We start from the raw sequence: 23,612 nt of genomic DNA, 5'->3' as shown, positions 1-23,612 counted from the left end.
TCAGTAGCGAGCGTCGAGTACTGCCGAGGCGACGATGTCCTCGTGTGCGGCCGGGGTTCCCCATGCGGTGCCTAAGGTCCATACCCGCTTGATCCACATGTGCAGGTCGTGTTCCCACGTGTAACCGATCGCCCCGTGGCACTGCAGGGCGGTTCGGGCCGCGAGATCTGCTGCCCGAGTGGCATAGAGCTTGGCGAAGCTGATCGCCGGGCCGGGGTCGGCACCGCCGGCGGCGAGCACCCAGCCGGCGCGGTAGACCACCGGCCGGGCATGCTCGAGGCTGACCAGTGCGGTGGCCAGCAGATGCTTCACCGACTGTTGGGAGCCCACCGGAACCCCGAACTGGGTTCTTACCTTGACGTAGTCGCTGGCCATCGCGATCATCCGGTCGGCCAGGCCGATAAGCTGCGCGGCCGCGGCCAAGGTGGCGCGGCGCCGGAAAAGCCCGGCGTCGGCCCCGGGGAGATCCCGGGTCCGACGCGGTATCACACGGGCCGACGGGACCGACCGATCGACCGAGGACAGCTGACGCTCGACATCCAGGTCTGTGCGCGCAGTCAACCGGAGGCCGCCCCGGTCCGGATGAACGAGCAGATCCGCGGTGCTGATCCAGCGCACCCGATCGGAGGCGGCTTCCCGGACGGTGGTGATGGCTTCGCCGGTGATGGCCCGGGCCGCTTCGGGCGCTCCGGCGATTGCCAATGCGGGCACGGCCGCGGCGATGTGTTCGCCGACCGGGCCCGGAACGGCGAACCGTCCGCATTCTTCGAGCAGCAATACCAGTTCGATCTCCGAAGCTCCCATGCCGCCGGCCGTTTCGGGTGCGAGCAATCCGAGCAGCCCAACTGCTCCGAGTTGCTTCCACAACAGCCGGATGGGTTCGGGGCTGGGGGACCAGGCCGCGCGGACCACTGCAGGCGGGCATACCTGGACCAGAAGGTCACGAAGGCCGTCACGTAGCTCGATCTGATCGGCGGTGAACGCAAAGTGCATGGCTATTTCCTCGGCAGTCCGAGCAGTCGTTCAGCGATGATGTTGCGCTGAATCTGGTTGGTCCCCGCGTAGATCGGACCCGACAGGGCGAACTCGAAGCCGCTCATCCACTCGTCCTCGAGGTCGGCATCGGCGCCTCGCAAAGTGCGCGCCACCTGGTGCAACTCGATGTCGAGCTCCGACCAGAACACCTTGCTGAGGCTGGCTTCGGCCCCGATCGGGTCGCCGTCGAGTATCCGGGTGACCGTCCAGTCAGTGGCCAGCTTGTAGGCCTGAGCACCCATCCACGCCTCCGTCACCGCACTGCGGTATCGGGCGTCGTCGCGCAGGTCCGGTGCGGCACAGAGGCTGTCGACCAAACGGTCTGCAGTCGCCAGGAATCGCCCCGGGCTGCGCAGCGACAGACTGCGCTCGGACCCGGTGGTCGCCATTGCGACGTTCCATCCGTTACCCACGCCGCCGAGCACATCGGAATCGTGGACGAAAGCGCCGTCGAAGTAGACGTCGGCGAATCCGTTCTCGCCGTCAAACTTGGCCACCGGCTGGACCAACACCCCGGGTTGGTCCAGATCGATCAGGAAGTAGGTGAGGCCTCGGTGACGCTCGCCGGGCTCGCCGGTACGGAAGATGCCGAACATGTGTGTGCTGAACGCCGCCCGCGTCGTCCAGCATTTTTGCCCGGAAAGCCGCCATCCACCCGACTTTTCGTCCCGCACAGCCCTCGCGCGCAGCGATGCGAGGTCACTGCCGGACTCGGGCTCGGACCAACCCTGGCACCAGATGTCCTCAACGGCTGCCATCCGTCGCAGGATCCGCTCCTGCTGATCGTGGGTACCGAACTCCAGGACGGACGGCCCCAGCAGGAAGATGCCGTTCTGCCCGACCCGCTGTGGCAGGCCGGCCCGGTAGTACTCCTCCTCGAAGGCCAGCCAGTGCCACAGGTCGAGATCGCGGCCGCCAAATCGCTGCGGCCAGCCGACGACAGCCAGACCGGCGTCGAACAGCTTCTTCTCCCAGGCCACATGGGCAGGCATCCCGGCGCTTGAGTCACCGGAGGGCAGCGGCAGCGCCGGTTTGTTGTCGGACAGCCAGGCGCGCACCTCGGCGCGAAACGCCTCGACGGCCGGCATCGGTGTCAGATCCATTCCATCCCTCCGTAGTTCGCCTGAAGGCGGTCAGGCGGACAGCGCCTGTGAACCCGATGCGCAATTGCCCCGGAAGGGGTGGATCAGGTGTGTATCCAGGATTCCTAAAATACTCGAGATGTCAACTGCTTCGCGGCCGACGTGGTAGCCCATCCTTGTCGGCGCGGCTCTGAGGTGGGGCGGAGAGTGTGGGATCGCCCGCCGTTGACTTGGGCCCGCGACGCCCGATATGGTTTGAGAATCCTGGATACAAACATAGATGCGGCCCGCGAAGGCCGTCACGTAGGAGGCATGCATGGCGGAAGAGTTCGTTCCTCAGCTCCTGATCGACGGGCGCCTCGTGGGCGCGCGGTCGGGTAAGACTTTCGCGAACGTAGACCCCTACAACGAAACTGAGATCGGGCAGACCCCGGACGCCGGTATCGAGGATGTGGACGCCGCGGCCGGCGCGGCCCAGTGTGCCTTCGAAGACACCACGTGGTCCAAGGATCATGCTTTCCGATCGCGGTGTTTGGGGCAACTTCGTGAAGCGATGCAGCGCCACCTCGAAGAACTGCGTGAGATCCTCGTCGCCGAGGTTGGCTGCCCGATCTTCATGACCGATTACTTCCAGCTGAACGATCCGGTGGATGAGATCACCGACTGGATGGAGCTGGCCGAAAGCTATGCGTTCGAACGCAACCTGCCGCCGCATCCGGCGATGCTGTCACCGAACGAGCGGTTGCTGATCAAGGAACCCTGGGGGGTTACGGCGCTGATCACGCCGTACAACTATCCGATTCAGCAGCTCATCTACAAACTTGGGCCGGCCCTGGCTGCGGGCAACACCGCGATCATCAAGCCGTCCCCGTTGACCCCGTGGACCGCCAACTTCGTCGGCAAGCTGGTGGTCGAGGAAACCGACATTCCGCCCGGTGTCGTCAACGTCATCACCAGCTCGGAAGCCGACGTGAGCGAGGCGCTCGTCGCGCATCCGTGCGTCGAGATGATCAGTTTCACCGGCTCGACGGCGGTCGGGAAGCGAATCATGGCCACCGCCGCCGAGCGGGTGAAGAAGGTCGCCCTGGAACTCGGCGGTAAATCGGCCACCATCGCGCTCGACGATGCCGACATCGAAACGGTGGTCCGGTTTAATGTGCCCCGGATGGCCCGGCATTCGGGGCAGGGCTGCACGAATCTGACCCGCCTGCTGCTGCCCCGCGCGAAGTACGAGCCGGCCCTCGAACTCGCGGCGGAGGTTGCCGCGCAGGTCATTTGGGGCGATCCCCGTAACCCCGACACGCACATGGGCCCGCAGATCAGCCGGGCGAACCAGCAACGGGTGCTGCAGCACATCGAGAAGGCCCGTGCCGAAGGCGGCCGCATCGTGGCCGGCGGTGGTGTGCCTGAGTCGGCCGAGACCGGGTACTTCGTCGAGGCGACGGTGATCGCCGATGTGGACCCGGATTCCACGATCGCCCAAGAGGAAACGTTCGGACCGGTACTCGCGGTGATCCCCTACGACACCGAGGAAGAGGCCGTGGCGATCGCCAACAATTCGTTGTTCGGGCTGTCTGGCGCGGTCTATTCGGCGACCGATGAGCGCGCCCTTTCGGTAGCGAAGCGTGTTCGCACCGGGACCATGGATGTCAATGGAGCGACCTGGTTCGCACGTGACACCCCGTTCGGCGGGATGAAGCAGAGCGGTCTGGGCCGGGAGTGGGGCATGGCCGGTTTCGAGGAGTTCCTCGACACCCGGATCATCGGCTACCCGACGCCGAAGTCATGACGCCGCCGGCCGGGTCAACGAACCGCACAGAGAGACAGACCAATACATGAAGGTGTTCGAGGGTGTTCGCGTGGTCGAACTGGCCTCCTATCTGTTCGTGCCGGCGGCCGGAGCAATTCTGGCCGACTGGGGTGCGGACGTGGTCAAGATCGAGCATCCCGAGCGGCCGGACCCGCAGCGCAACTTCGTCATCGCCGGCATGAGCGTGGGCAATACCCCGTTCGAGCCGCTCATGCAGCAGACCAACCGCGGCAAGCGAAGCCTCGGCATCGATGTGAGCACCGCCGAGGGATATCACTTGCTCGGCCGGCTCATCGCCACCGCCGATGTCTTCCTGACCAACCTGCTGCCGGACAGCCGTCGTCGGCTCGGGCTTGAGGTTGACGATGTCCGGGCGATGAATCCGAACGTCGTCTATGTCCGAGGGAGTGGTTACGGCCCGGCCGGTGCGGATCGGAATATGCCGGGCTTCGACGGGACGACGTTCTGGGCGCGCGGTGGCGCGGCGGACAACCTGACCCCGGCGGGAGCAGCGGAGCCGACCCCCCCGCCGCCGGCGATGGGTGACCTACCCGGTTCGACGGCCGTGGCCGGAGCCATCGCGGCGGGGCTGTTCCATCGAGAGCGCAGCGGTGAGCCGCCCGTGGTCGACGTATCGCTGCTCGGGGTAGCAGTGTGGGGCAACTCGCCGGCGATCATCGCCTCTGCCCAACACGGCCGCCCGATTCGCAAGACGCTGCGCGAGGAGAACGTCAACCCGGCATCGCTGGCCTATCGCACCCGAGATGGCCGATTCGTCAAGCTCTCGCTGTTCCAGTCGGATCGATATTTCGGACAGCTCTGCGAGTGTCTAGGCGTGCCCGGCCTGGTGGCCGACCCACGGTTCGCCGACGCGGCATCGCGGGCGGTCCACAACCGGGAATGCATCGCCGAGCTCGACGAAGCCTTCGCCCAATTCGACCTCGTGGAAGTTGCCGAGCGGCTGGCTGACCTGGGCGGCCCATGGTCGATTGTGCAAACCGTCTACGAGGTGAGCCGCGATCCGCAAGTGCTGGCGAATCGGTATCTGGCCGGTCTCGACATCGACGGCCGCGAGATGATGGTCGCCGCCTCGCCCTGGCAGTTCGGTGAAACGCGTTACCCGCTGCGGCCCGCACCGGAACACGGCGCCGATACCGACGACATCCTGCTCGAGTTGGGACTCGGGCAGGACGAGATCATCGCGCACAAAGTGGCGGGCACGGTTCTGTAAATTGGAACCCGACGGCGCGTCGACTCCAGGTTGACGGTATTTCGGGACGGCACGTATCCTGGATACGTGCCGTCCGACGTGCGCCCCAAAGCTCGCAGTAGCAAACCGATGCCGAAATCCCGCGCCACCGGCGGCCGACTGGTGGACGGAATCACCGCAACGCTGCGCGAGATGATCCTCGACCACTCGATCGCGCCGGGGACGGTCTTGCTGCAGACCGAGTGGTCGGAGCGGCTTCAGGTCAGTCGCACTCCCCTTCGCGAGGCCTTTCGGATTCTCGAGCAGGAGGGGCTGGTCCGGGTTTCGAATGGCAACCGCACCATCGAAGTCGCCCAATTCACCAGCCGGGCCGACGAGCTACGCGGGCTCTACGAGGTCCGCGAGGTTCTCGACGGCCTGGCCGCCCGATTGCTGGCCACCCACGGTCTGGCCGACGAAACCGCCGGGGAGCTTGAAGCCCTCTTGGACGAAATGGACGCGGCCATGCAGCCATTCGACTCGGGGCGGTGGTTCTCGGCTCATATGGCCTTCCACGTCCGCATCGCCGAATCATGCGGCAACAGCCGGCTCCGTCAGCAGTTGGACGTCATCAAGATGACCAGCGTCTCATTGCACGCCTACCTCGGCGAGCTGTCGCCAACGGACGCCCGGCTGGTCGACGCCCTGACCACGGCGGGCAAGCAGCACCGGGCGATCCTCGACGCGGTACGCAGCGGCAACGGCGACCTCGCCGAGATGGCGGCCTGCCAGCACATCCGCACCGTACTGCACTCCGACCTGATCGAGGCGGCGGCCGGTCGTGGCGGTGCGTGAAAAACCTTGCACAGCAAGGGTTTGGATTACTTGTTGACCATCCCCGCGTCCACCGGCAGGGTGATGCCGGTGACGTAGCGGGCGTCATCGGAGACCAGCCAGGCAATCGCGTTGCTGACGTCGCGCGCTTCGATCAATGGGACCGGCATCGGATTGCCCAGACCGGCCGAAAGCGCGGGGTCGGCCGCCGCGGCGGACTCGTGGAAACCGGCCAGCATCGGGGTGTCGACCCCCGTGGGGTGCACGGTGTTGACCCGGATGCGTTGCGGTGCGAGGTAGTTGGCGTACATCCGCATCAGCCCGACGACGCCGTGCTTGGCGGCCGCGTACCCGAAGTTGCCGCCATTGGTTCCCGCGACCATACCTTTGAGCCCGTTCACCGAACTGGTGATGACGATCGACCCGCCGTCGCCTTGGCGCTGAAGAGTCGGCAATGCGGCCTGGATCGTGTTCCACACGCCGACCAGCATGACGTCGATGGCATCGCGGAACGCCTCGTCGTCGCGGCCCTCGCCCAGCCCCTGGAACATGATGCCCGCATTGGCCAGCACGATGTCCAGCCGACCGAGCATGCTAACCCCTTCGGCCACTGCGGACTTCAGCGCGGCTGCATCGCGGACATCGACCACGAACGACTCCATCCTTCGCCCGAGCTGCTTCACCAGGTCGACCGTCTCGGCGAGATCTGCAGCCGTGGCCATCGGGTAGGTCACGGTAGGAATCTGCCCGCAGACGTCGACACCGATGATGTCGGCGCCCTCCTCGGCCAGCCGAACTGCGTGTGCGCGACCCTGTCCGCGCGCGGCCCCGGTGATCAGGGCGACCTTGCCCTCAAGCTTGCCCATCAACTTCCTCGCTTTCGTGTGGTGATGGCGATGTTCGCGTCAGATCCGGATCAGGCTCCCACTGGGGGAGAGTCACGCCCGGTTCGATGTCCTCGAACCGCACGCGCATCGGCATGCCTTCGGATAGCTCTGCGGCACCGGGTATCTGGCCGATGAATCGGACCGAAGGATCCTCGTCCAGGGCGACCAGCACGATCGTGCTCGGTGCGGGGAATGCCTCATGGATCGTGTGCTGAAGGACGGTCCAGGAATAGACCGATCCTGTCGGCCGCACCTCGCGCCAGCCGACATCCCAGGACCCGCACTCATGGCAGTAGGACTTCGGCAGGTGAATCTTGACGCCGCAGGTGTTGCAGGTGCGGACCACAAGCCGATGTTCGGTGGCCGCCTGCCAGAATCCCGCGGTCTCCTCGTCGTCGACGACGGGAAGCGGACGCGAGGCAGAGGTGGACATCAACCGGCCCTCAGGATCATCGCGCTGGTCATCGTCGGTGCCCCCGAGCTGACCAGACAGGTCTGCGCATCTGGCACCTGCGATGTCGACTGACCGCGCATCTGCCGCACTCCTTCCAGGATGTGGTTCATGCCGTGGATGTAGGCCTCCGACAGATTCCCACCCGCGGTGTTGATCGGAAGGCTGCCGGCCAGATCGATGGCACCGCTGGACGCAAACGCACCGCCTTCGCCCGTCGCGCAGAAGCCGTAGTCCTCGAGCTGTAGCAGCACCGTGATGGTGAAGCAGTCGTAGAGTTGGGCGACATCGATATCGGCCGGGCCTAGCCCGGCGCGCCGGTAGAGCTCCTGGCCCACCGACCGCGACGGGTTGGTCAGCAGGTCGGGGCGCATCAGTGCGGGAAACACCTTGCCGCCCTGCATGTCCGGCACCGTTCCCTGGGATACCGCACGCACCAGTACTGTGGGTTGGGGCGAATCGGCGGCCCGCTCGGCCGCGGTGAGCACCACCGCGCATGCGCCGTCGGATTCCAGACAGAAGTCGAACAACCGGAGCGGGTCGGCGATCATCCGCGACTGGTAGTAGTCGGCAACAGACATGGTGCGGCCGGCCATCATCGCGCGTGGGTTCGCGTTCGCGCGGCGCCGCACCGTCATTGCGATATCGGCGAGGTCGTCGGTGGTCGATCCGTATTCGAGCATGTGACGACGCGCATATAGGGCATAGAGCTGCCCCGGTGCCATCAGGCCATACGGCAGGAAGAACTCATCGAGCGTGCCACCGCCACCGACCCGACGGGCACCCTCGGCCTGTTGCATCGCAGTGCCCTTGCCGAAACGTAGGCCGGAACGGCCATTCAGTGCGCGGTAGACCAGCACATTGTGCGCCTGACCAGACATGATCGCGGCCACCGCCTGCCCCACCATGCCGCACGGGGACGCGCCACCGGTACCGGTCACACCCCAGAACGTCAGCCGGCTCAACCCCAGCCAGTGGCCGATATCGCTGTGGTGCACCGTGTCGTAGTCCGAACGGACGACGCCATCGATATCTGCCGGAGTCAGGCCGGCGTCAGCTATCGCGGCAAGACTGGCTTCGGCGGCCAGCGCGGCCACGCTGCGGCCCGACCGCGCCGAGAACTCGGTGGCGCCGATGCCGGTGATCGCGCACCGGTCCCGGTGGCTGTAGTCGATGTTGTTCACCAAGGGCTCGCTCGAACCTGCCTGGCTTCAGTCCAATTCATCGGCACGCACGATGGTGGCATTGCCCTCGTACTCCTTGGATTCCCGCCACCTGGTGAGAAGCTGCTGGTACTCGAAGGTGCCGCCGCCATAGGCATCCACCCAGATCGGCCGGCCGTTCACGAAATTATTGGTGGTGGCATCGAAGTCGCCCTCATTGTTGAAGTAGCCGGGCGTACAAGCCTGGACCGCCTCCGCGTTGAAAACCAGACCCACCTTCTCGTCCATGGCGTCGCACCATTGCTGGACCGCGGCCTCAGAGATGTCGAATTTCACCACACCGTCGGAGCGCAGCTGCGCGATGCTGTCGGCGATGTGTCGGGCCTGATAGGTAAACGCATAGGTGTTGTTCACCGTGACCGCGGTCTGACGGAGTCCGCCGACCACGAACATGTTCGGGAATCCGTGGGTTTGGATGCCGTGTACCGTCCGGACCCGGTCCTGCCAGGCTTCGGCCAAGGTCCGACCGCTGCACCCAACCACATCGAAGCCGCCCGATCGGTCCGGCGTCACCGCGGCTTCGAAACCAGTGGCATAGATGATCACGTCGACTTCGTGCTCGATGCCGTCGATGACGATCCCCTTCTCGGTGATCGCGTCGGGTCCTCTGCCATCGGTGTCCAGGAGATGGACGTTCGGTCGGTTGAAAGACTGCAGGTACTCGTCATTGAAACCCGGTCGCTTGCAATGCGTTGCGTACCAAGGCTTCAACGCTTCGGCCAGGGCACGGTCCTGCACCACCTCGTCGACCCGGGCCCGGGCCCGCTCCATCTGCTCGATGTCATACTCCTCGACCGTGCGCAGATAGGCGTCCATGTCGGGTTCGGAGCCGTCCTCTGGGAGCTGCAGCGCCGGTATACCCCAGACTTTGGTCCATTCGTCGTCGACGATCTTCTCTTCAACCGGTACGCCCAGCATCTGGGCTTCGAAATTGGCCCAACGCTTCTCCTGCCAACCCGGTTCCTGGCTGGTCAACCACTCCTCGTCGGTGGGGGCGTTGTTGCGCGGCAACACGATCGTCGGCGTGCGCTGCACCATGTAGGTTTCTTTGGCGCTCCTGGCCACGTGCGGAAAGGCTTGCAGTGCGGTCGGTCCGGTGCCGATGATCGCAACCCGCTTGTCCTTGAGCTTGTCCAGGTTGCCACGTGAGTCACCGCCGGTGACATCGAAATCCCATCGACTCGAGTGGAACCAGTCACCCCGGAATGTTTCGAGTCCTGGAATGCCCGGAAGTTTCGGCCGGTGCAGGATGCCGCCGGTCGCCAGAACGACATAGCGAGAGCGGATCTCGTCGCCACGGTCGGTGGTCACCGTCCAGCGCAACGCGGTGTCGTCCCAGGCTGCGCCGGTGACGCGGGCCTGGAATACCGCACTCTGGTAGAGGTCGTACTGCTTGGCGATTGCCTTGGCGTAGTCGAAGATCTCGTCGCCGGGGGAGTACCGCATGGTCGGCACATAGCCGGTTTCTTCGAGCAGCGGCAGGTAGAGGTACGAGTCGGTGTCGCAGGCGATGCCCGGATACCGGTTCCAATACCAGGTGCCGCCGTAGTCTGCCGCCTTGTCGATGACCGTGACGTCCTCGACACCGGCTTTCATCAGGTGAACTGCCGTCAGCAGGCCGGCGAAGCCGCCGCCGATGATCGCAACCTCGGTTTCCTTCTTGATCGGCTCTCTCGGCAGGGTTTTCGCGAAGGGGTCTGCCTCGATGTCGGAGCCGATATCGATGGGGACGTACTGCCGCGAGCCGCGGGCCCGGATCCGTTTGTTGCGTTCCTCGGCGTACTTTCGTGCCAACTGCTCGGCATCAGCCATTACGGGATTGCCTCCTGCGAATTCGTTACGGGGGTCAGAATCGCCGCTACTTGAGGGCGATGGGATTGACGGGTGAGCCGACTGCGCCGGTCACTCGTAGTGGCGGCGCGACCAATTGGAACTCGTAAACGCCGTCGGCGGCGCAGTCGGCCGCCAGATCGTCGAGGAACCAGAACTCGCCGAGCATCATGCCCATATCCCGCAGCGTCAGCAGGTGCAGCGGGTTGAACATGCCCTCCACGCCGGACTCCAAGCTTTCGACCTGGACGTTGTCGGCGGCCACGGCGGCGATGTCGTGATCGTGCAGCCAGGACGCGACCGTCCAGGAGAGCCCGGAGGACGGCTCCAACGGGTTACCGGTCTGTCGAAACTTGGCGATCCAGCCGGTGCGGACCGCGACGACGTCCCCGCGCTGCACGGTCATGCCCTGTGCGGCGGCGGCGGCGTCGAGTTCTTCGGGGGTGATGTCGTTTCCGGGTTCGAGAAAGTCGACCCCGCGGTGCTTGACCATGTCGATCAACACACCGCGCGTCGTTATCCCCTTCACGTCGACCTTGTCGATCGAGCAGTGGAAGGCACCGGCGCTGGTGACCGAGGAGGCCGGGAAGCCGTTGTAGAGCCGGCCGTCGTAATACACGTGCGACAACGCATCCCACTGCGTCGAGGCCTGCAGCGGCATGATGATCATGTCGTCGTTGAACCGGAACGGGCTGGCTTCGAAAAACCCGCTGATCTGTTGCGCTGTCCCGTTGGCGGGCCACCGGCTGCCGTATTTGGCCCACTCGGTCTCGTCGCCGCCGTCAACGGTCATCAGATGCATCGGCTTGCTGCGGAAATCCAGGCTGCCCTGCGGACTCGAGGTACCGAACTCGATACCGAGCGGAAAGACCTTGCCCTTCTTCACCAGCGTCGCAGCCTGCTGCACCTTGTCATCGTCGATGAAGTTGAGGGTGCCGAGCTCGTCGGCGTTACCCCAGCGACCCCAGTTCCGTACCTCGGCGGCGACTCGATGAAACTCGCTCAAACTGTCCACTGTGACTCAATCTTCTCGATCGTGAAGGGACGGCGATCGCTCGATGGCGATCCGTGCCGGTGGCTTACGGCAGTATTGCATCCAGGATCCCAAACAACAAGGCTATGTGCTGATTCGCTGTTTTACACTGGTGTCACCAGCGCCAACGCTCTCGCCGACCGCGGGACCGGCGCCCGTCAGGAGGAATGATGACCGCCGATCCATCAACTCGCATGGAATTGCTCAGAAGGACGCCACGGCTGGTCGACGAAGTGGTCAATCGTCTCCGGGAGAGCATCGTCGACGGCACGTTGCCGGCCGGCACGCCACTTCCCCAGGTCGCCCTGGCGGCGCAGCTGGGCGTGAGCCGCACACCGCTGCGCGAGGCGTTGCGGGTGCTGGACAGCGAAGGCCTGGTCCACAGTTCGGATGGCAACCGCACGGTAGAGGTGGTCGAGATCGGTCCGGACGACCTGCGCGAGATGTATGAGTTGCGCGAGGTCATCGATGGTCTTGCGGCCAGATTGGCCGCCCGCAAGGGTTTGACGGCGCAGGATGAACAGCGGGCCCGGCACCTGCTCGACGAAATGGCCGGCTCATCCGATCCTTACGACCCGGTGCGTCGCAACCGTGCGCACGCCGAGTTCCACGAGTTGTTCGCCTTGGCGTCGGGTAACGCCAAGGTGCAGTCCTTCGCGTCACTGATCCGGACGAGTTCGGCCATGCTGTACCTGCCGCTGGTGCGGGATGTCGCCGCCAAGAACCTGGCGGCCGCGAATCCGGACAAGACGTACAAGAAGTTCCTCGACGATGCGCAGGCGCAGCATCGCGACATCTTCGAGGCCGTGGTGGAGCGCAAGCCTGCTGTCGCCGAAGAGGAAGCCCGCCGGCACATTCAGCGCACGCTGCGCTTCACCCGCTATTTCGGCTGACCGGCTCGTTTCGCGCCGGAATCGTTGACGGCGGTTCATCGGGTCCGGTAGCCTCGGCATTTCCTGTATCCAGGATTCTGCAACGGTTCGGTATCGGCGACCGGCCACCACCATCGGCCGAGACGAACCGGAGCACCAAAGAGCCGGAAAACAAAGGACATCAACTGATGAAGGTTCGAATCGATGAGAACCGCTGTCAGGGACATGGGCGCTGCTATTCCATCGAGCCCGAAATATTCGAGCCCATGGACGATGACGGCCATGCGGCCTTTCTCCTCCACGAGCAGCTCGCGGATGACGCGGATCTGCTGGCCAAGGTGATTGAGGCCAGTGCCAACTGCCCGGAACATGCAATCACGATCGACGAGAGTGGGAGTGCGCAGAGATGACCGAGCTGACCGAAGCGGCTGTATGCCCTATGGGCTACTCAGATTTCGACCACATGACGGCGGATCCCAACGGGGAGAACCCATACCCGGTCTACCGTCAGCTTCGATCCGGTTGCCCGGTAGGACGCAGTGAGGAGTACGGCGGGTTCTGGGTTGTCACCGGTTACCCGGAGTGTTACGAGGTACTCCACAACCCGGAGATTTACTCCTCTCGGAGCATCACGTTTCCGGCGTTCCCACAGGATGCGCCGATGATCCCGATCGAGCTGGATCCACCAGACCACGCGCTGTACCGGTCGCTGCTAGCCCCGGCGTTCTCCCCGCGCCGAACCCGCGAGATGTGGGAGGACCCTATCCGCGAGGTGGTCAATGAACTCATCGACGGGTTCATCGACAGCGGCCGGTGTGACGCGTACAAGACGCTGGCCGAGCCGGTCCCGTGCTACATGGGCACGACATTGCTCGGTCTCCCGGACAAAGATGCGCCCCGCCTGTTGGAATGGGTGTCGGCAATAGTCGATAACTCGCCGTCGGATCCCGAAGCACCCAGACGCGCGATGGAGAGCCAGTACGAGTACTTCTCGGCCAAGCTCGACGAGCGTCGCGCAGACCCGTCCGGCGATGACGTTCTCTCCAGACTGATCCGCGCGGAGGTCGACGGTAAGCGCCTGACCCAGGAGGAGTTGCTGGGATTCTGCCTGCTCCTGCTGTTGGCGAGTATCGACACCACGCAGAAGGCCATCGGCTCGATGATGTGGCACCTGGCCAAGCATGCAGACCTGCGCCATCAACTGGCCGCCGACCCGTCGAAGATCCCCACCGCGGTCGACGAGATGTTGCGGTTCTGGTCCCCATCGCAACCGAGCCGGGTGGTGGTCCGCGACACCGAGCTGGGCGGACACCAGTTGAAGGCCGGCGACATCGTGTTGATGATGATCGGCGCGGCTGATCGCGACGAGCGTGAGTTCCCGGATGCGGAGACCTTCGTGCCTGATCGCAGCCCCAACCGTCATCTCACCTTCGGCGGACATATCCACAAGTGCATCGGCGCGCATATCGCCAGACTCGAGATGCGCATCCTGCTTGAGGAATTCCTGCGCCGCATCCCCGACTTCGAAATCGAGGACGATTCGAAAGTGCGGTGGAACCCCGGTCAGGTGCAGGGCTACAGCTCGGTCCCGATCACGTTCAAGGCCGGATCAGCGCAGTGACCAGACTCGAGTCCAAGGTCGCCGTGGTGACGGGCGCCGGCCGAGGGCTGGGCGCCGCCGTCTGTCAATGGATGGCCAAGGAGGGCGCAACCGTCGTCGCGGCTGACATCGATTCGGTCCATGGTCAACGATGTGCCGACGACCTCGGCGAGCGGACGTCCTTCATCGAACTCGACGTGACCAGCGAGCAATCCTGGGACAGCGCGGTTTCGGCGATCATGGAAAAGTTCGGGCGAATCGACGTGCTGGTGAACAATGCCGGGCTGGTCTGGATCGCACCATTGGTAGATACCTCATTGGCGGACTACCACCGGCTCGTCGCAGTGAATCAGACCGGTCCGTATCTCGGTATGCGTGCCGTACTGCCGGTGATGACGAAGGCCGGACGCGGTTCCATCGTGAATGTTTCGTCGATGAACGGCATCCGGGGGATGCCCGGGGAGTCGATCTACAGTGCCACCAAACACGCTGTCATCGGTATGACTCGCTCGGTCGCCCTGGAAGTGGCCGAGCTGGGAATCCGGGTCAACGCGGTCTGCCCAGGTGCCATGGACACGCCGATGCTCGAAGAAGTCGATCTCGGTGCGGGCGACGGCAAGAGCACCGCAGAGGCGTTGGCACCGCTGGTTCCGTTCAAGCGAGTGGCCTCGGCGGCCGAGGTCGCCGAAGTGGTGGGCTTCCTCGCGTCCGACGCGTCTTCGTACTGCAGTGGAGCGGAATTTGTCGCTGACGGCGCCTGGACCTCGGGCTTGTCGTTCTCCTGACCGGCGGCGGCCGTGTCGAGCGATCCCCATCCCGATGAACAATCGGGATCTCGCACGGCCGCCCCACAGGTTCGCCGGCGCGTCGGCCAAACCTATTGTCGGGGTGGATAATTAACCGCTTGGTGTCCGCGTTTGGTTGCTCGTTTGCGTCGCGGCAAACCGAGCTAGAATCGGAATATGAAGTGCCGCTTACTATTAGCGTCTTTCTGCCGGGCGTTCGGTGCAGTCGACATTTTAGCCATAATCTAGAATTAGCCCGACTTGTCGCCTAAGATCACCTGCATGCAGCGGGCAAAGACGCTACTCGCCTTGATGATTGGGTCTACCGCACTCGGTGCTGTTGCGCCGGCGCCCTTGGCGCACGCTGTGCCGGCACCCGAGGTGGAGTACACATACAACGTCATGGTGCGTCGGCACTACGCCTTCCCGAACAATGATGCGATCGGCTATGGTCACCAGATCTGCCACAAGGTGAGCACTGGGACCAGTTATCCGCAGGTCATGGGTGAGGTGAAGAAAGAGGTCGCGCCGAACGACGAGGCGTCGGCCAATTACCTGGTCTCGTACGCGGTCGGCATTCTCTGCCCGGCCCAGATCTGGCAGCTGCGTAACTCTGCTGCCCAGTACCAGCCCCCGGCGGGGTAAAGCCAAACGGCCGTGCTTCTGCGGCCGTTTCCGCTTCGTCGCCAACGGTATTCGCCCTTATTGCCGAACCCGAGTTCCGCCAAGCGGGCTCTCGCTGGGTGGAGCGAATTCGCGTGCCCGTCGCCGCGGGCAGTCAATGGCCATCACGTAAATGTGGAACCCCTTGAAGTCCAGGCAACTTGAGCTCGGCGCCCCGGGCGCTCGCGGTTGTCGGGGCCGCCCCACGCCGGCGAGGTGAAGAACGCGTGGAAGTCTTTGAGTAAGTGCCGCAACGGGTTCTGTGACGGCGCAATCCTCACGGGCTGCCGCTCGCCGGGAGTTCTTGGCCAGAATGCGGGGATTGACGGCACCATCGCCGCGTTGTAGGTTGAGCCAACTGCTGTATCCAGGATTCGAAATCCCGAACATTGTTCGCTGCGAAGGAGAGGCCTTGCTGGCATGGCAGCACTGATAGAGGTCCCAAAAAGCCGCTCAACGGCGGCAATCGGGGTGGCGGCCAAGCCGGTACGCGAGGTCGGCAACTTCTTCGCCGTTTCGCTAGACATCTTGGTGCAGATGTTCCGACAGCCGTTCGCCTGGCGCGAGTTCGTCGACCAGACTCTCTTTGTGGCCCGGGTCGCGATTCTCCCGGCCATCCTGTTGTCGATTCCGTTCAACGCATTCGCGGTTTTCCAACTGAACGCGCTACTCGTCGAGCTGGGCGCGGCGGACCTCGGCGGTGCGACGGCCGGCGTCGCCTGCGTAACCCAGATCGCGCCGATGGTGACGGTGTTGGTGGTGGCGGGCGCCGGAGGCACTGCCATGTGCGCGGACCTGGGTGCCCGAACGATTCGCGAAGAGATCGACGCCCTGCGGGTCATGGGCATGGATCCGGTCCGCAGCCTGCTGGTTCCGCGGGTGGCCGCACTGACCGTCAATGCGTTACTGCTCAATTCCATCACGACGGCCACCGGCCTGGCCGCCGATTACGCCTTCACCGTCTACCTGCAGAACGTCACCCCCGGTGCCTTCGCCTCCAGCCTGACCCTGCTGGTCGGACTTCGCGAATCGGTGATCGCGATCATCAAGGCCGTCCTCTTCGGCATCGCCGCGGGACTGATTGCCTGCTACAAGGGCATCACGGTGGGTGGCGGACCCCAGGGCGTCGGAAACGCCGTCAATGAAACGGTGGTCTTCTCGTTCATGACGCTGTTCGCCATCAATATCGTGTTGACGGCGATGAATGCGCAGATGGCATCATGAGCGCCCCCACTCACGATCCATTCTCGCGAATCACCCATGTTGCCAAGGATTTCGGCGACAAATGGAACCACGCCGGCACCCAAGCGGCGTTCTATGCGAAGTCGATCGGGCTGATCCCGAATGCGCTGGTCCGCTACAAGGTCGAGACCCTGCGGGTGATGGCCCAGACCAGCCTGGGTGTCGGCGCCTTGGCGGCAATCGGCGGAACCGTCGTCGTCGTCACGTTCTTGCTGATATCCCTGGGCGCCCTCAACGGGCTGGAGGCGCACCGGTCGTTGAGCCATGTCGGGGCGGACGCCGTGGGCGGCTTCTTTTCGGCATACGTCACCACCCGGGTGTCCGCGCCGTTGATCGTCAACATCGCGTTGGCCGCGACCATCGGAGCCGGGGCCACCGCCCAACTCGGGGCGATGCGGATCAACGAAGAGATCGATGCGCTCGAAGTGATGAGCATCAACGCGATGTCGTATCTGGTGTCCACCCGGGTGGTCTCCGGTGTGCTCGTCACCATCCCGCTGTTCTGTCTGTCCGCCGAGGCGGCATACCTCACCACTCGCTTCGTGTACACCTTCGTCTTCGGGCAGTCGGCCGGCATCTACGACCACTACTTCAACACCTACCTCAAACCCCTCGACTTGATTTGGGCCCTGGTCCAGGCCGTCGGGACCGCGGTCGTGGTGATGTTGTTGCACACCTATTACGGATTTACCGCCAAGGGCGGACCGGCCGGTGTCGGTGAAGCGGTCGGTCGCGCGGTGCGGGCGTCGCTGATCGTTTCGGTGGCCACCACCTTGATGATCGGCATGGCCGTGTACGGAAATACCGGCGACTTCAACCTATCGGGATAGCGATGACGAAATCGAAGTGGCGAGTGGCCGGTCTGCATCCGGCGATCTGGATGGCCATCGAAGTGGCAGTGATCATCGGGCTGGTGGTGATCACGGTCGGCATGTTCAACCGAGATTTCCGGCCCTACGCCAAGGTGACGTTGACGACCGACCGCGCGGGCCTGGTGATGGAGACCGACGCCAAGGTGAAGATGCGCGGGGTTCAGATCGGTCGGGTGTCGTCGATCCAGTTGGACAACCCGGTGCGGCTCGAGCTCGAGCTCTATCCCGAACAGCTGAAGTACATTCCGGCCAACGTCGATGCTCAGATCGCGGCACCGACCGCGTTCGGCGCCAAGTTCGTCGAGTTGCTGCCGCCGCAGGATCCCAGTCCGAAGCGGCTTGCCGCTGGAGCCGTGGTGCAGTCGCGGAACGTCAGCATCGAAGTGAACACGGTCTTCCAGAACCTGGTCGACGTGCTCAACCAGGTGGACACAGCGAAACTCAACGCGGTGTTGTCGGCCCTGGCCGAGGGATTCCAGGGCAAGGGTGAGGGGCTCGGAGGCATGATCACCGACCTCAATGAGGTGCTGACAACCATCAATCCGCGCAGCGAGACCATGCGGGAAAACTATCGCTCGCTGAAAGCTGTTGCCGATACCTACGGGACCGCCGCGCCCGACATTCTGACGACCGTGGATGCGGTGACCACCACAAGTGCCACCATCACCAACTCCGCTGAAGCGCTGGACACATTGCTGCTCAATCTGATCGGGCTCTCCCGCACTGGTATCGACGTGATCGGCCGCAGCAAGGACGACTTGGTGAACGGCGTCAACACCTTGGAGCCGACCGTGCGGCTGTTGAGGAAGTACGATCCCGAACTCACCTGCACCCTGGTCGGCGCCAAGAAGGCCATGGACATGGGCTGGGGCGAGGTGGCCGGCGGCCACAACGGGAAGTCGATCATCCTGGATGTCGCCCTGCTACCCGGCGACGACGCCTACCGGTACCCCGACAATCTTCCGATCAACGGTGCCAAGGGCGGTCCCGGCGGTGAGCCCAGTTGTGGTTCACTGCCCGATGTTTCGAAGAACTGGCCGCAGCGGTACCTGGTCACCGACACCGGTTGGGGCACCGGACTGGACGTCCGGCCAAACCCTGGTATCGGTTTCCCGGGATGGGCCAACTACTTCCCGGTGACCCGCGCGGTCCCGGAGCCGCCCAGCATCCGCAGTCCGGGTGGCCCGGCACCAGGCCCGATTCCATACCCCGGCGCGCCACCGTACGGTGCGGCGCTGTACGGACCCGATGGCACACCGCTGTACCCGGGCCTACCACCTGCGCCCGAACCCGGCCGCCCCCGCGATCCAGGTCCGCCGCCGCAGGGAGCGGAGCCGTTCCAGCCGGCCCATCCAGGAGCACAACCGACGCCCTTGCCGCCGATCCCGGCACCGGTCCCCTGACAACGGAACAGGCACACGAATATGCAAAAAGGTCTGCTTTCAAAGATTGTGCGGCTTTCCGTCTACGCGACGGTCTGTACGGCGTTGACGTTTGCGCTCATTGCGGTGCTGGCTCAATTGCGATTTCAGCCGCAGTCCAGCTATTCGGCCGTTTTCGCCAACGTGTCGGGACTGCGGCCCGGCAACTTCGTTCGGGTGGCCGGCGTCGAGGTCGGCAAGGTCGAGCGAATCACGGTCCAGCGGGACTCGACGGTTCTCGTCGAGTTCGGGGCGAAGGATTCGATCACCCTGACCGATGGCAGCCGGGCCGCGGTGCGATTCAGCGACCTGATCGGCGGCAGATTCCTGGCGCTCGAACAGGGTGCGAGCGGAGGCAAGAAACTCGATCGCGGGACCACCATCCCGTTGAGCCGTACCGAGCCGGCCCTGGATCTCGAGGCCCTGGTGGGTGGCTTCCGTCCGCTATTCCGTGCGCTCGAACCCGAGCAGGTGAATGCCTTGACCGAGCAACTGATTGCCGCCTTCCAGGGCCAGGGCGTGACCGTGAGCTCCATCCTCACCCAGACCGCAGCACTGACCAACACGCTGGCCGATCGCGACCATCTGATCGGCCAGGTCATCACGAGCTTAAATACGGTGCTGGCTTCACTCGGTGACCAGACCGGGCAGTTCGCCAAGGCGGTGGATTCGGTGTCTGAACTGGCCGCCGGTTTGGCAGCCCGCAAGCAGGACATCAGCAACGGGATCGCCTACGCGAATGCCGCGGCCGCGTCGATCGCCGATCTGCTGAGCCAGGCCCGCGCGCCGATCAAGACGGTGGTGCAGGAGGCGGATCGGACCGCGGGGACGGTGCTGGTGGATCACGAGTATGTCGACGAGCTGCTCAGGACCCTGCCGGACGCTTACCAAAAACTCGACCGACTGGCGCTTTACGGCGACTTTTTCAGCTTCTACATGTGCGACGTGGTGCTGAAGCTCAACGGCAAGGGCGGCCAACCGACCTACGTCAAGGTGGCGGGCCAGGATTCCGGGAGGTGCACTCCGAAATGAAGAATTTCACCGAACGCAACCCCTACAAGGTCTGCGCCATCGGCGTCAGCATCACCCTGGCCGCGGTGCTGGTCGCGCTGAATTACGAGAAGCTGCCGTTCGTCAACGACGGGCGGGACTATGCGGCCTACTTCACCGAGGCGGGCGGGCTGACGTCCGGCAGCACCGTCGCGGTCTCCGGTTATGACGTCGGGAAGGTGTCCAGCGTCGAACTCGACGGACCGGGCGTACTGGTGAAATTCCGGGTCACCGGCGTGCACCTGGGGGAGCGGACCGAGGCGTCGATCCGGCTGGAGGGCTTGCTGGGCACCAGACACCTCGAGCTCACCTCATACGGGGATGGCGAACTGGACCAGCCGATCCCGCTGGACCGGACCACACCGCCATACGAGCTGCCCGAGGCGCTGGGCGATCTCACCAAAACCATCAGTGGCTTGGACACCGATCAATTGTCGGATTCGCTTGCCGTCCTGTCGGAAACATTCTCCGATACCGCGCCGGCCTTGAAGGAAGCTGTCAACGGCGTGGCCCGGGTGTCCGAAACACTGGAGAAGCGCGATGATCAGCTGCGGAACCTGCTGAAGAACGCCAACAAGGCAACGACGGTGCTGGCCGACCGCAGCGACAAAGTGGTCTCGCTGGTACGCGACACCAATGCGTTGCTGGCCGAACTGCAATCCCAGAGCAGCGCGCTGGACCACATATCGACCAACCTGTCGGCGCTGGCTCGCGAGTTGAAAGGCGTTGTCGCCGAAAACAATCAATCGCTAAAGCCGATGTTGGACAAGCTCAACGGCGTGCTGACCATCGTCGACAATCGCAAGGACGATGTGCTGGTGGCGCTGAAGAAACTCAACTCCTACGCACTCGGGCTGGGCGAAGCGGTGGCCTCGGGCCCGTTCTTCAAGGCCTATGTGGTCAACCTGCTACCCGGGCAGTTCGTGCAGCCCTTCGTCGACGCGGCATTTTCCGACCTCGGGCTGGACCCGAATGTACTGGCGCCCACGGAGCGCGCCGATCCGCAGACCGGCCAACCGGCGACACCGCCCCTTCCGGTTCCGTACCCACGAACCGGACAAGGTGGCGAGCCGCATCTGAACCTTCCCGATGCGATCACCGGCAAGCCGGGCGATCCGCGCTATCCGTACCGCGAGCCCCTGCCCGCGCCGCCGCCCGGCGGACCCCCGCCGGGACCGCCTGCGCTACCCGCCAACAGCGCACCGCAGGCCGCCGACGGCCAGGCCGGGTCCGGTGATCGTCCGCAACCAGCGCCAGGAGGTGAGCAGTGAAATTCCTCAAATCCCGATACGCGATGATCGGAGCGGCCGTTGTCCTGGCCGTGGCGCTGGCCGGCGGGATCACCGTTGCCGTGCGGGCTGCCGGCGGTGCTGGCCGGACCCATGTCGTCGGTTACTTCGACAACACCAACGGTATCTACGTCGGCGATCACGTGGTGATCCGCGGTGTGCCGGTGGGGGAGATCGACAAGATCGAGCCGGAGCCCGATCGCGTGAAGGTCTCGTTCTGGTACGACAGCAAGCACGCGGTGCCGGCGGACGCCAAGGCGGTGATCTTGTCACCGACCCTGATCACCGCACGGGCCATCCAGCTCACCCCCGCCTACACCACCGGCCCGGCGATGCAGGACCACGCGGTAATTCCCCAGGAGCGCACCGCTGTCCCGGTGGAGTGGGACGACCTGCGAGTCAACCTGGAGAAGTTGGCCAAAACCCTGCAACCGACGAAACCCGGCGGGGTCAGTACGTTGGGCGGCTTCGTCAACACCGCGGCCGACAACCTGCGCGGCCAAGGCCAGGACATCCGCGACAGCCTGACGAAGTTGTCGCGGGCGGTCTCCACCCTCGGCGATCACCGCGAGGACCTGTTCTCGACGATCAAGAACCTGTCGATCCTGGTGTCCGCCTTGGAGAGCAGCGGTGACCTGCTGACGACGCTGAACCAGAACCTGGCTTCGGTGACAAATCTGGTCGCTAACAACCCAAACGAGATTGGGGATGCGGTAAGGGATCTCAGCGACGTCGCCGGTGATGTCACGAGTTTTGTGGCCGACAACCGGGAAGCGTTGGGCATCACCTCGGACAAGCTGGCGTCGATTTCCACCGCGATCGTGAAGAATCTGGACAACGTCAAGCAGGCACTGCACGTCTTTCCGACCACCGCGCAGAACTTCGTCAACATCTACCAACCCGCACAAGGCACGTTGAGCGGCATCCTGGCGGCCAACAACTTCGCCAACCCGATCCAGTTCTTGTGCGGCGCGATTCAGGCGGCATCGAGACGAGGCGCCGAGGAAGCCTCGAAGCTGTGCGCGCAGTACCTGGCGCCGATTGTGAAAAACCGTCAGTACAACTTCCCTCCGCTCGGCCTGAACCCGTTCGTGGGGGCCACGGCACGCCCCAACGAGCTCACCTACAGCGAGGACTGGTTGCGTCCGGATTACATCCCACCGGTGGCGCCGCCGCCCACTCCGGCTCCCATCGAGGCCGCGCCGCTGGCGGCCGAGGCAGGTGCTCCGCCGCTCCACCCGGCACCGGCGGAGACGGACCCCGCAGAAGGTCTGTTGGGATTGATGATTCCTTCGGGGGCGGGGCAATGACAGAGTGGCGCCCTATCGGCCTGAAACTGCTGGCGGTCGTGGCCGTCGCCGGGTTGCCGGCCTGTAGCGACTTCCAGGGCCTGAACTCCGTGACGCTGCCCGGCACCAAAGGTGGTGGCCCCGGCTCGTACACCATCCAGGCGCAACTGCCCGATGTGCAGAACCTGGAACGGAACTCCCGGGTCCGGGTCAACGACGTGACGATCGGCAATGTGTCGAATATCGAGGTGCAGGGCTGGCACGCGTTGGTCACCATGACGCTCGACGGCAACGTCGACCTGCCCGCCAACGCCACCGCCACGCTCGGCCAGACCAGCCTCCTCGGTTCGGTACACATCGAGCTGGCGCCACCGAAAGAGGTTCCGGCGGAAGGCAAATTGAAGGACGGCTCGCTGATACCGCTGGAATCGGTCCGGGCAAACCCGTCGACGGAACAAACCCTGGCCGCGCTCGCCATGGTGCTCAACGGCGGTGGAGTGGGTCAGATTCAAGACGTCGTCTGGGCCATGAGCACGGCGCTCGACGGTCGAGAGGAAGAACTGAGAAGCCTGCTCGAGCAGTCCAACACCTTTGTGGGCTATCTCAACGACCAAAAAGACGACATCATCGCCGCCACTGACAGTCTCGACAGACTGGTCGGCCAGTTCGCCGATCAGAAACCCGTCATCGACCGGGCTTTGGAAACCGTGCCGGACGCGCTCGCGGTACTGCGCGATGAGCGGGACACCATCACCGAGGCGGCCGATCAGGGCGGCAAGCTCAGCGCACTGTTGACCGATACGGTCAATCAGACCAAGGAAAACCTGGTCAAGGAGTTGGCCGATCTCGGTCCGGTGCTGAAGTCCCTGGCGGACGCCGGGCCGGCATTGACCCGTTCGATGGACCTGCTCTCCACGCTGCCCTTCCCGAAGCCCACCCTGGACAAGTGGATCCGGGGTGACTATGCCAACCTCACCGCGGTAGTCGACCTCACATTGAGCCGGATTGACGCCGCGCTGTTCACCGGCACCCGATGGGAAGGCGATCTCACCGAACTGGAGATGCAGTGGGGCCGCACCATCGGTCAGATGCCCAGTCCGTACACCGCGGGAAATCCGTTGGTCGCTCCCTACAATTTCAATCAAGGGCGTTAGT

At 64.3% G+C, this 23,612-nt stretch carries 22 protein-coding genes; 15 read left to right on the top strand and 7 right to left on the bottom strand.

The window, feature by feature from the left end; all coding sequences use genetic code 11:
- Together AC4ELS_RS18340 and AC4ELS_RS18335 are read right to left on the bottom strand one after the other, a co-directional pair.
- The gene (locus tag AC4ELS_RS18340; RefSeq protein WP_418025741.1) at positions 1 to 993 is read right to left on the bottom strand and encodes an acyl-CoA dehydrogenase family protein; all 993 of its coding nucleotides are present in this window, start codon (positions 991 to 993) and stop codon (positions 1 to 3) included.
- Between the two features lie 2 nt (positions 994 to 995).
- Entirely contained in the window at positions 996 to 2,138 is a 1,143-nt protein-coding gene (locus tag AC4ELS_RS18335) for an acyl-CoA dehydrogenase family protein (protein ID WP_448448075.1), read from the bottom strand.
- A gap of 295 nt (positions 2,139 to 2,433) precedes the next feature.
- On the opposite strand from AC4ELS_RS18335, the gene AC4ELS_RS18330 reads away from it, so the two are divergent.
- The 3 genes from AC4ELS_RS18330 to AC4ELS_RS18320 all read left to right on the top strand — a co-directional run bounded on the left by AC4ELS_RS18330 (position 2,434) and on the right by AC4ELS_RS18320 (position 5,971).
- Positions 2,434 to 3,906 (top strand): aldehyde dehydrogenase family protein, encoded by a 1,473-nt coding sequence (locus AC4ELS_RS18330; protein WP_418009096.1) that lies wholly within the window; start codon positions 2,434 to 2,436, stop codon positions 3,904 to 3,906.
- 46 nt (positions 3,907 to 3,952) lie between these two features.
- The gene (locus AC4ELS_RS18325; protein ID WP_418009095.1) at positions 3,953 to 5,158 is read left to right on the top strand and encodes a CaiB/BaiF CoA transferase family protein; all 1,206 of its coding nucleotides are present in this window, start codon (positions 3,953 to 3,955) and stop codon (positions 5,156 to 5,158) included.
- A 66-nt stretch (positions 5,159 to 5,224) separates the two neighbouring features.
- A complete protein-coding gene (locus AC4ELS_RS18320; protein WP_418009094.1) occupies positions 5,225 to 5,971 on the top strand; it encodes a GntR family transcriptional regulator in 747 nt (248 codons plus the stop codon).
- A gap of 26 nt (positions 5,972 to 5,997) precedes the next feature.
- Here the strand turns inward: AC4ELS_RS18320 and AC4ELS_RS18315 are convergent, their stop codons facing one another.
- Genes AC4ELS_RS18315 through AC4ELS_RS18295 form a run of 5 tightly spaced genes read right to left on the bottom strand, consistent with a single transcriptional unit; the run spans position 5,998 to position 11,356 of the window.
- Complete coding sequence (locus tag AC4ELS_RS18315) at positions 5,998 to 6,816, bottom strand: mycofactocin-coupled SDR family oxidoreductase (RefSeq protein ID WP_171512265.1); 819 nt, start codon at positions 6,814 to 6,816, stop codon at positions 5,998 to 6,000.
- Positions 6,803 to 7,270 (bottom strand): OB-fold domain-containing protein, encoded by a 468-nt coding sequence (locus AC4ELS_RS18310; protein WP_171512264.1) that lies wholly within the window; start codon positions 7,268 to 7,270, stop codon positions 6,803 to 6,805. Before AC4ELS_RS18310 ends, AC4ELS_RS18315 begins: the two co-directional genes overlap by 14 nt.
- Positions 7,270 to 8,472, bottom strand: a complete 1,203-nt coding sequence (locus AC4ELS_RS18305) for a thiolase C-terminal domain-containing protein (RefSeq protein WP_448401065.1) — start codon at positions 8,470 to 8,472, stop codon at positions 7,270 to 7,272. Before AC4ELS_RS18305 ends, AC4ELS_RS18310 begins: the two co-directional genes overlap by 1 nt.
- Positions 8,473 to 8,499: 27 nt before the next feature.
- Positions 8,500 to 10,323 carry a flavin-containing monooxygenase gene (locus AC4ELS_RS18300; RefSeq protein WP_448401067.1) on the bottom strand — a complete coding sequence of 608 codons (1,824 nt, stop codon included), beginning with the start codon at positions 10,321 to 10,323 and terminating at the stop codon, positions 8,500 to 8,502.
- A 46-nt stretch (positions 10,324 to 10,369) separates the two neighbouring features.
- Complete coding sequence (locus tag AC4ELS_RS18295) at positions 10,370 to 11,356, bottom strand: cyclase family protein (RefSeq protein WP_448401069.1); 987 nt, start codon at positions 11,354 to 11,356, stop codon at positions 10,370 to 10,372.
- Positions 11,357 to 11,544: 188 nt separating this feature from the next.
- On the opposite strand from AC4ELS_RS18295, the gene AC4ELS_RS18290 reads away from it, so the two are divergent.
- From AC4ELS_RS18290 to AC4ELS_RS18235, 12 genes are all read left to right on the top strand, one after another.
- Positions 11,545 to 12,267, top strand: a complete 723-nt coding sequence (locus AC4ELS_RS18290) for a GntR family transcriptional regulator (protein ID WP_171512261.1) — start codon at positions 11,545 to 11,547, stop codon at positions 12,265 to 12,267.
- A 167-nt stretch (positions 12,268 to 12,434) separates the two neighbouring features.
- The gene (locus tag AC4ELS_RS18285) at positions 12,435 to 12,656 is read left to right on the top strand and encodes a ferredoxin (RefSeq protein ID WP_171512260.1); all 222 of its coding nucleotides are present in this window, start codon (positions 12,435 to 12,437) and stop codon (positions 12,654 to 12,656) included.
- Positions 12,653 to 13,867 carry a cytochrome P450 gene (locus AC4ELS_RS18280; RefSeq protein WP_448401071.1) on the top strand — a complete coding sequence of 405 codons (1,215 nt, stop codon included), beginning with the start codon at positions 12,653 to 12,655 and terminating at the stop codon, positions 13,865 to 13,867. Before AC4ELS_RS18285 ends, AC4ELS_RS18280 begins: the two co-directional genes overlap by 4 nt.
- Positions 13,864 to 14,631 carry a glucose 1-dehydrogenase gene (locus tag AC4ELS_RS18275; protein WP_171512258.1) on the top strand — a complete coding sequence of 256 codons (768 nt, stop codon included), beginning with the start codon at positions 13,864 to 13,866 and terminating at the stop codon, positions 14,629 to 14,631. The genes AC4ELS_RS18280 and AC4ELS_RS18275 overlap by 4 nt, the downstream gene beginning before the upstream one ends.
- Before the next feature lie 282 nt (positions 14,632 to 14,913).
- A complete protein-coding gene (locus AC4ELS_RS18270) occupies positions 14,914 to 15,276 on the top strand; it encodes a DUF732 domain-containing protein (protein ID WP_171512257.1) in 363 nt (120 codons plus the stop codon).
- Between the two features lie 438 nt (positions 15,277 to 15,714).
- A complete protein-coding gene (locus tag AC4ELS_RS18265) occupies positions 15,715 to 16,518 on the top strand; it encodes an MlaE family ABC transporter permease (RefSeq protein ID WP_065072675.1) in 804 nt (267 codons plus the stop codon).
- Positions 16,515 to 17,366 carry an ABC transporter permease gene (locus tag AC4ELS_RS18260; RefSeq protein ID WP_448401072.1) on the top strand — a complete coding sequence of 284 codons (852 nt, stop codon included), beginning with the start codon at positions 16,515 to 16,517 and terminating at the stop codon, positions 17,364 to 17,366. The genes AC4ELS_RS18265 and AC4ELS_RS18260 overlap by 4 nt, the downstream gene beginning before the upstream one ends.
- A gap of 2 nt (positions 17,367 to 17,368) precedes the next feature.
- Positions 17,369 to 18,811: an MCE family protein gene (locus AC4ELS_RS18255; RefSeq protein WP_448401074.1), complete on the top strand. Its 1,443-nt coding sequence runs from the start codon at positions 17,369 to 17,371 to the stop codon at positions 18,809 to 18,811.
- A 21-nt stretch (positions 18,812 to 18,832) separates the two neighbouring features.
- Positions 18,833 to 19,861, top strand: a complete 1,029-nt coding sequence (locus tag AC4ELS_RS18250) for an MCE family protein (protein WP_448401076.1) — start codon at positions 18,833 to 18,835, stop codon at positions 19,859 to 19,861.
- Positions 19,858 to 21,150 carry an MCE family protein gene (locus AC4ELS_RS18245; RefSeq protein ID WP_499048531.1) on the top strand — a complete coding sequence of 431 codons (1,293 nt, stop codon included), beginning with the start codon at positions 19,858 to 19,860 and terminating at the stop codon, positions 21,148 to 21,150. Before AC4ELS_RS18250 ends, AC4ELS_RS18245 begins: the two co-directional genes overlap by 4 nt.
- Positions 21,151 to 21,173: 23 nt before the next feature.
- Positions 21,174 to 22,478 carry an MCE family protein gene (locus AC4ELS_RS18240; RefSeq protein ID WP_448401344.1) on the top strand — a complete coding sequence of 435 codons (1,305 nt, stop codon included), beginning with the start codon at positions 21,174 to 21,176 and terminating at the stop codon, positions 22,476 to 22,478.
- Complete coding sequence (locus AC4ELS_RS18235) at positions 22,475 to 23,611, top strand: MCE family protein (RefSeq protein WP_448448079.1); 1,137 nt, start codon at positions 22,475 to 22,477, stop codon at positions 23,609 to 23,611. The genes AC4ELS_RS18240 and AC4ELS_RS18235 overlap by 4 nt, the downstream gene beginning before the upstream one ends.
- Position 23,612: the final 1 nt, after the last annotated feature.

This window comes from Mycobacterium shunyiense (genome assembly GCF_058270035.1).
Note: the sequence above shows the minus strand (reverse complement) of the source record. Positions and strands in the feature narration are given on the sequence as shown.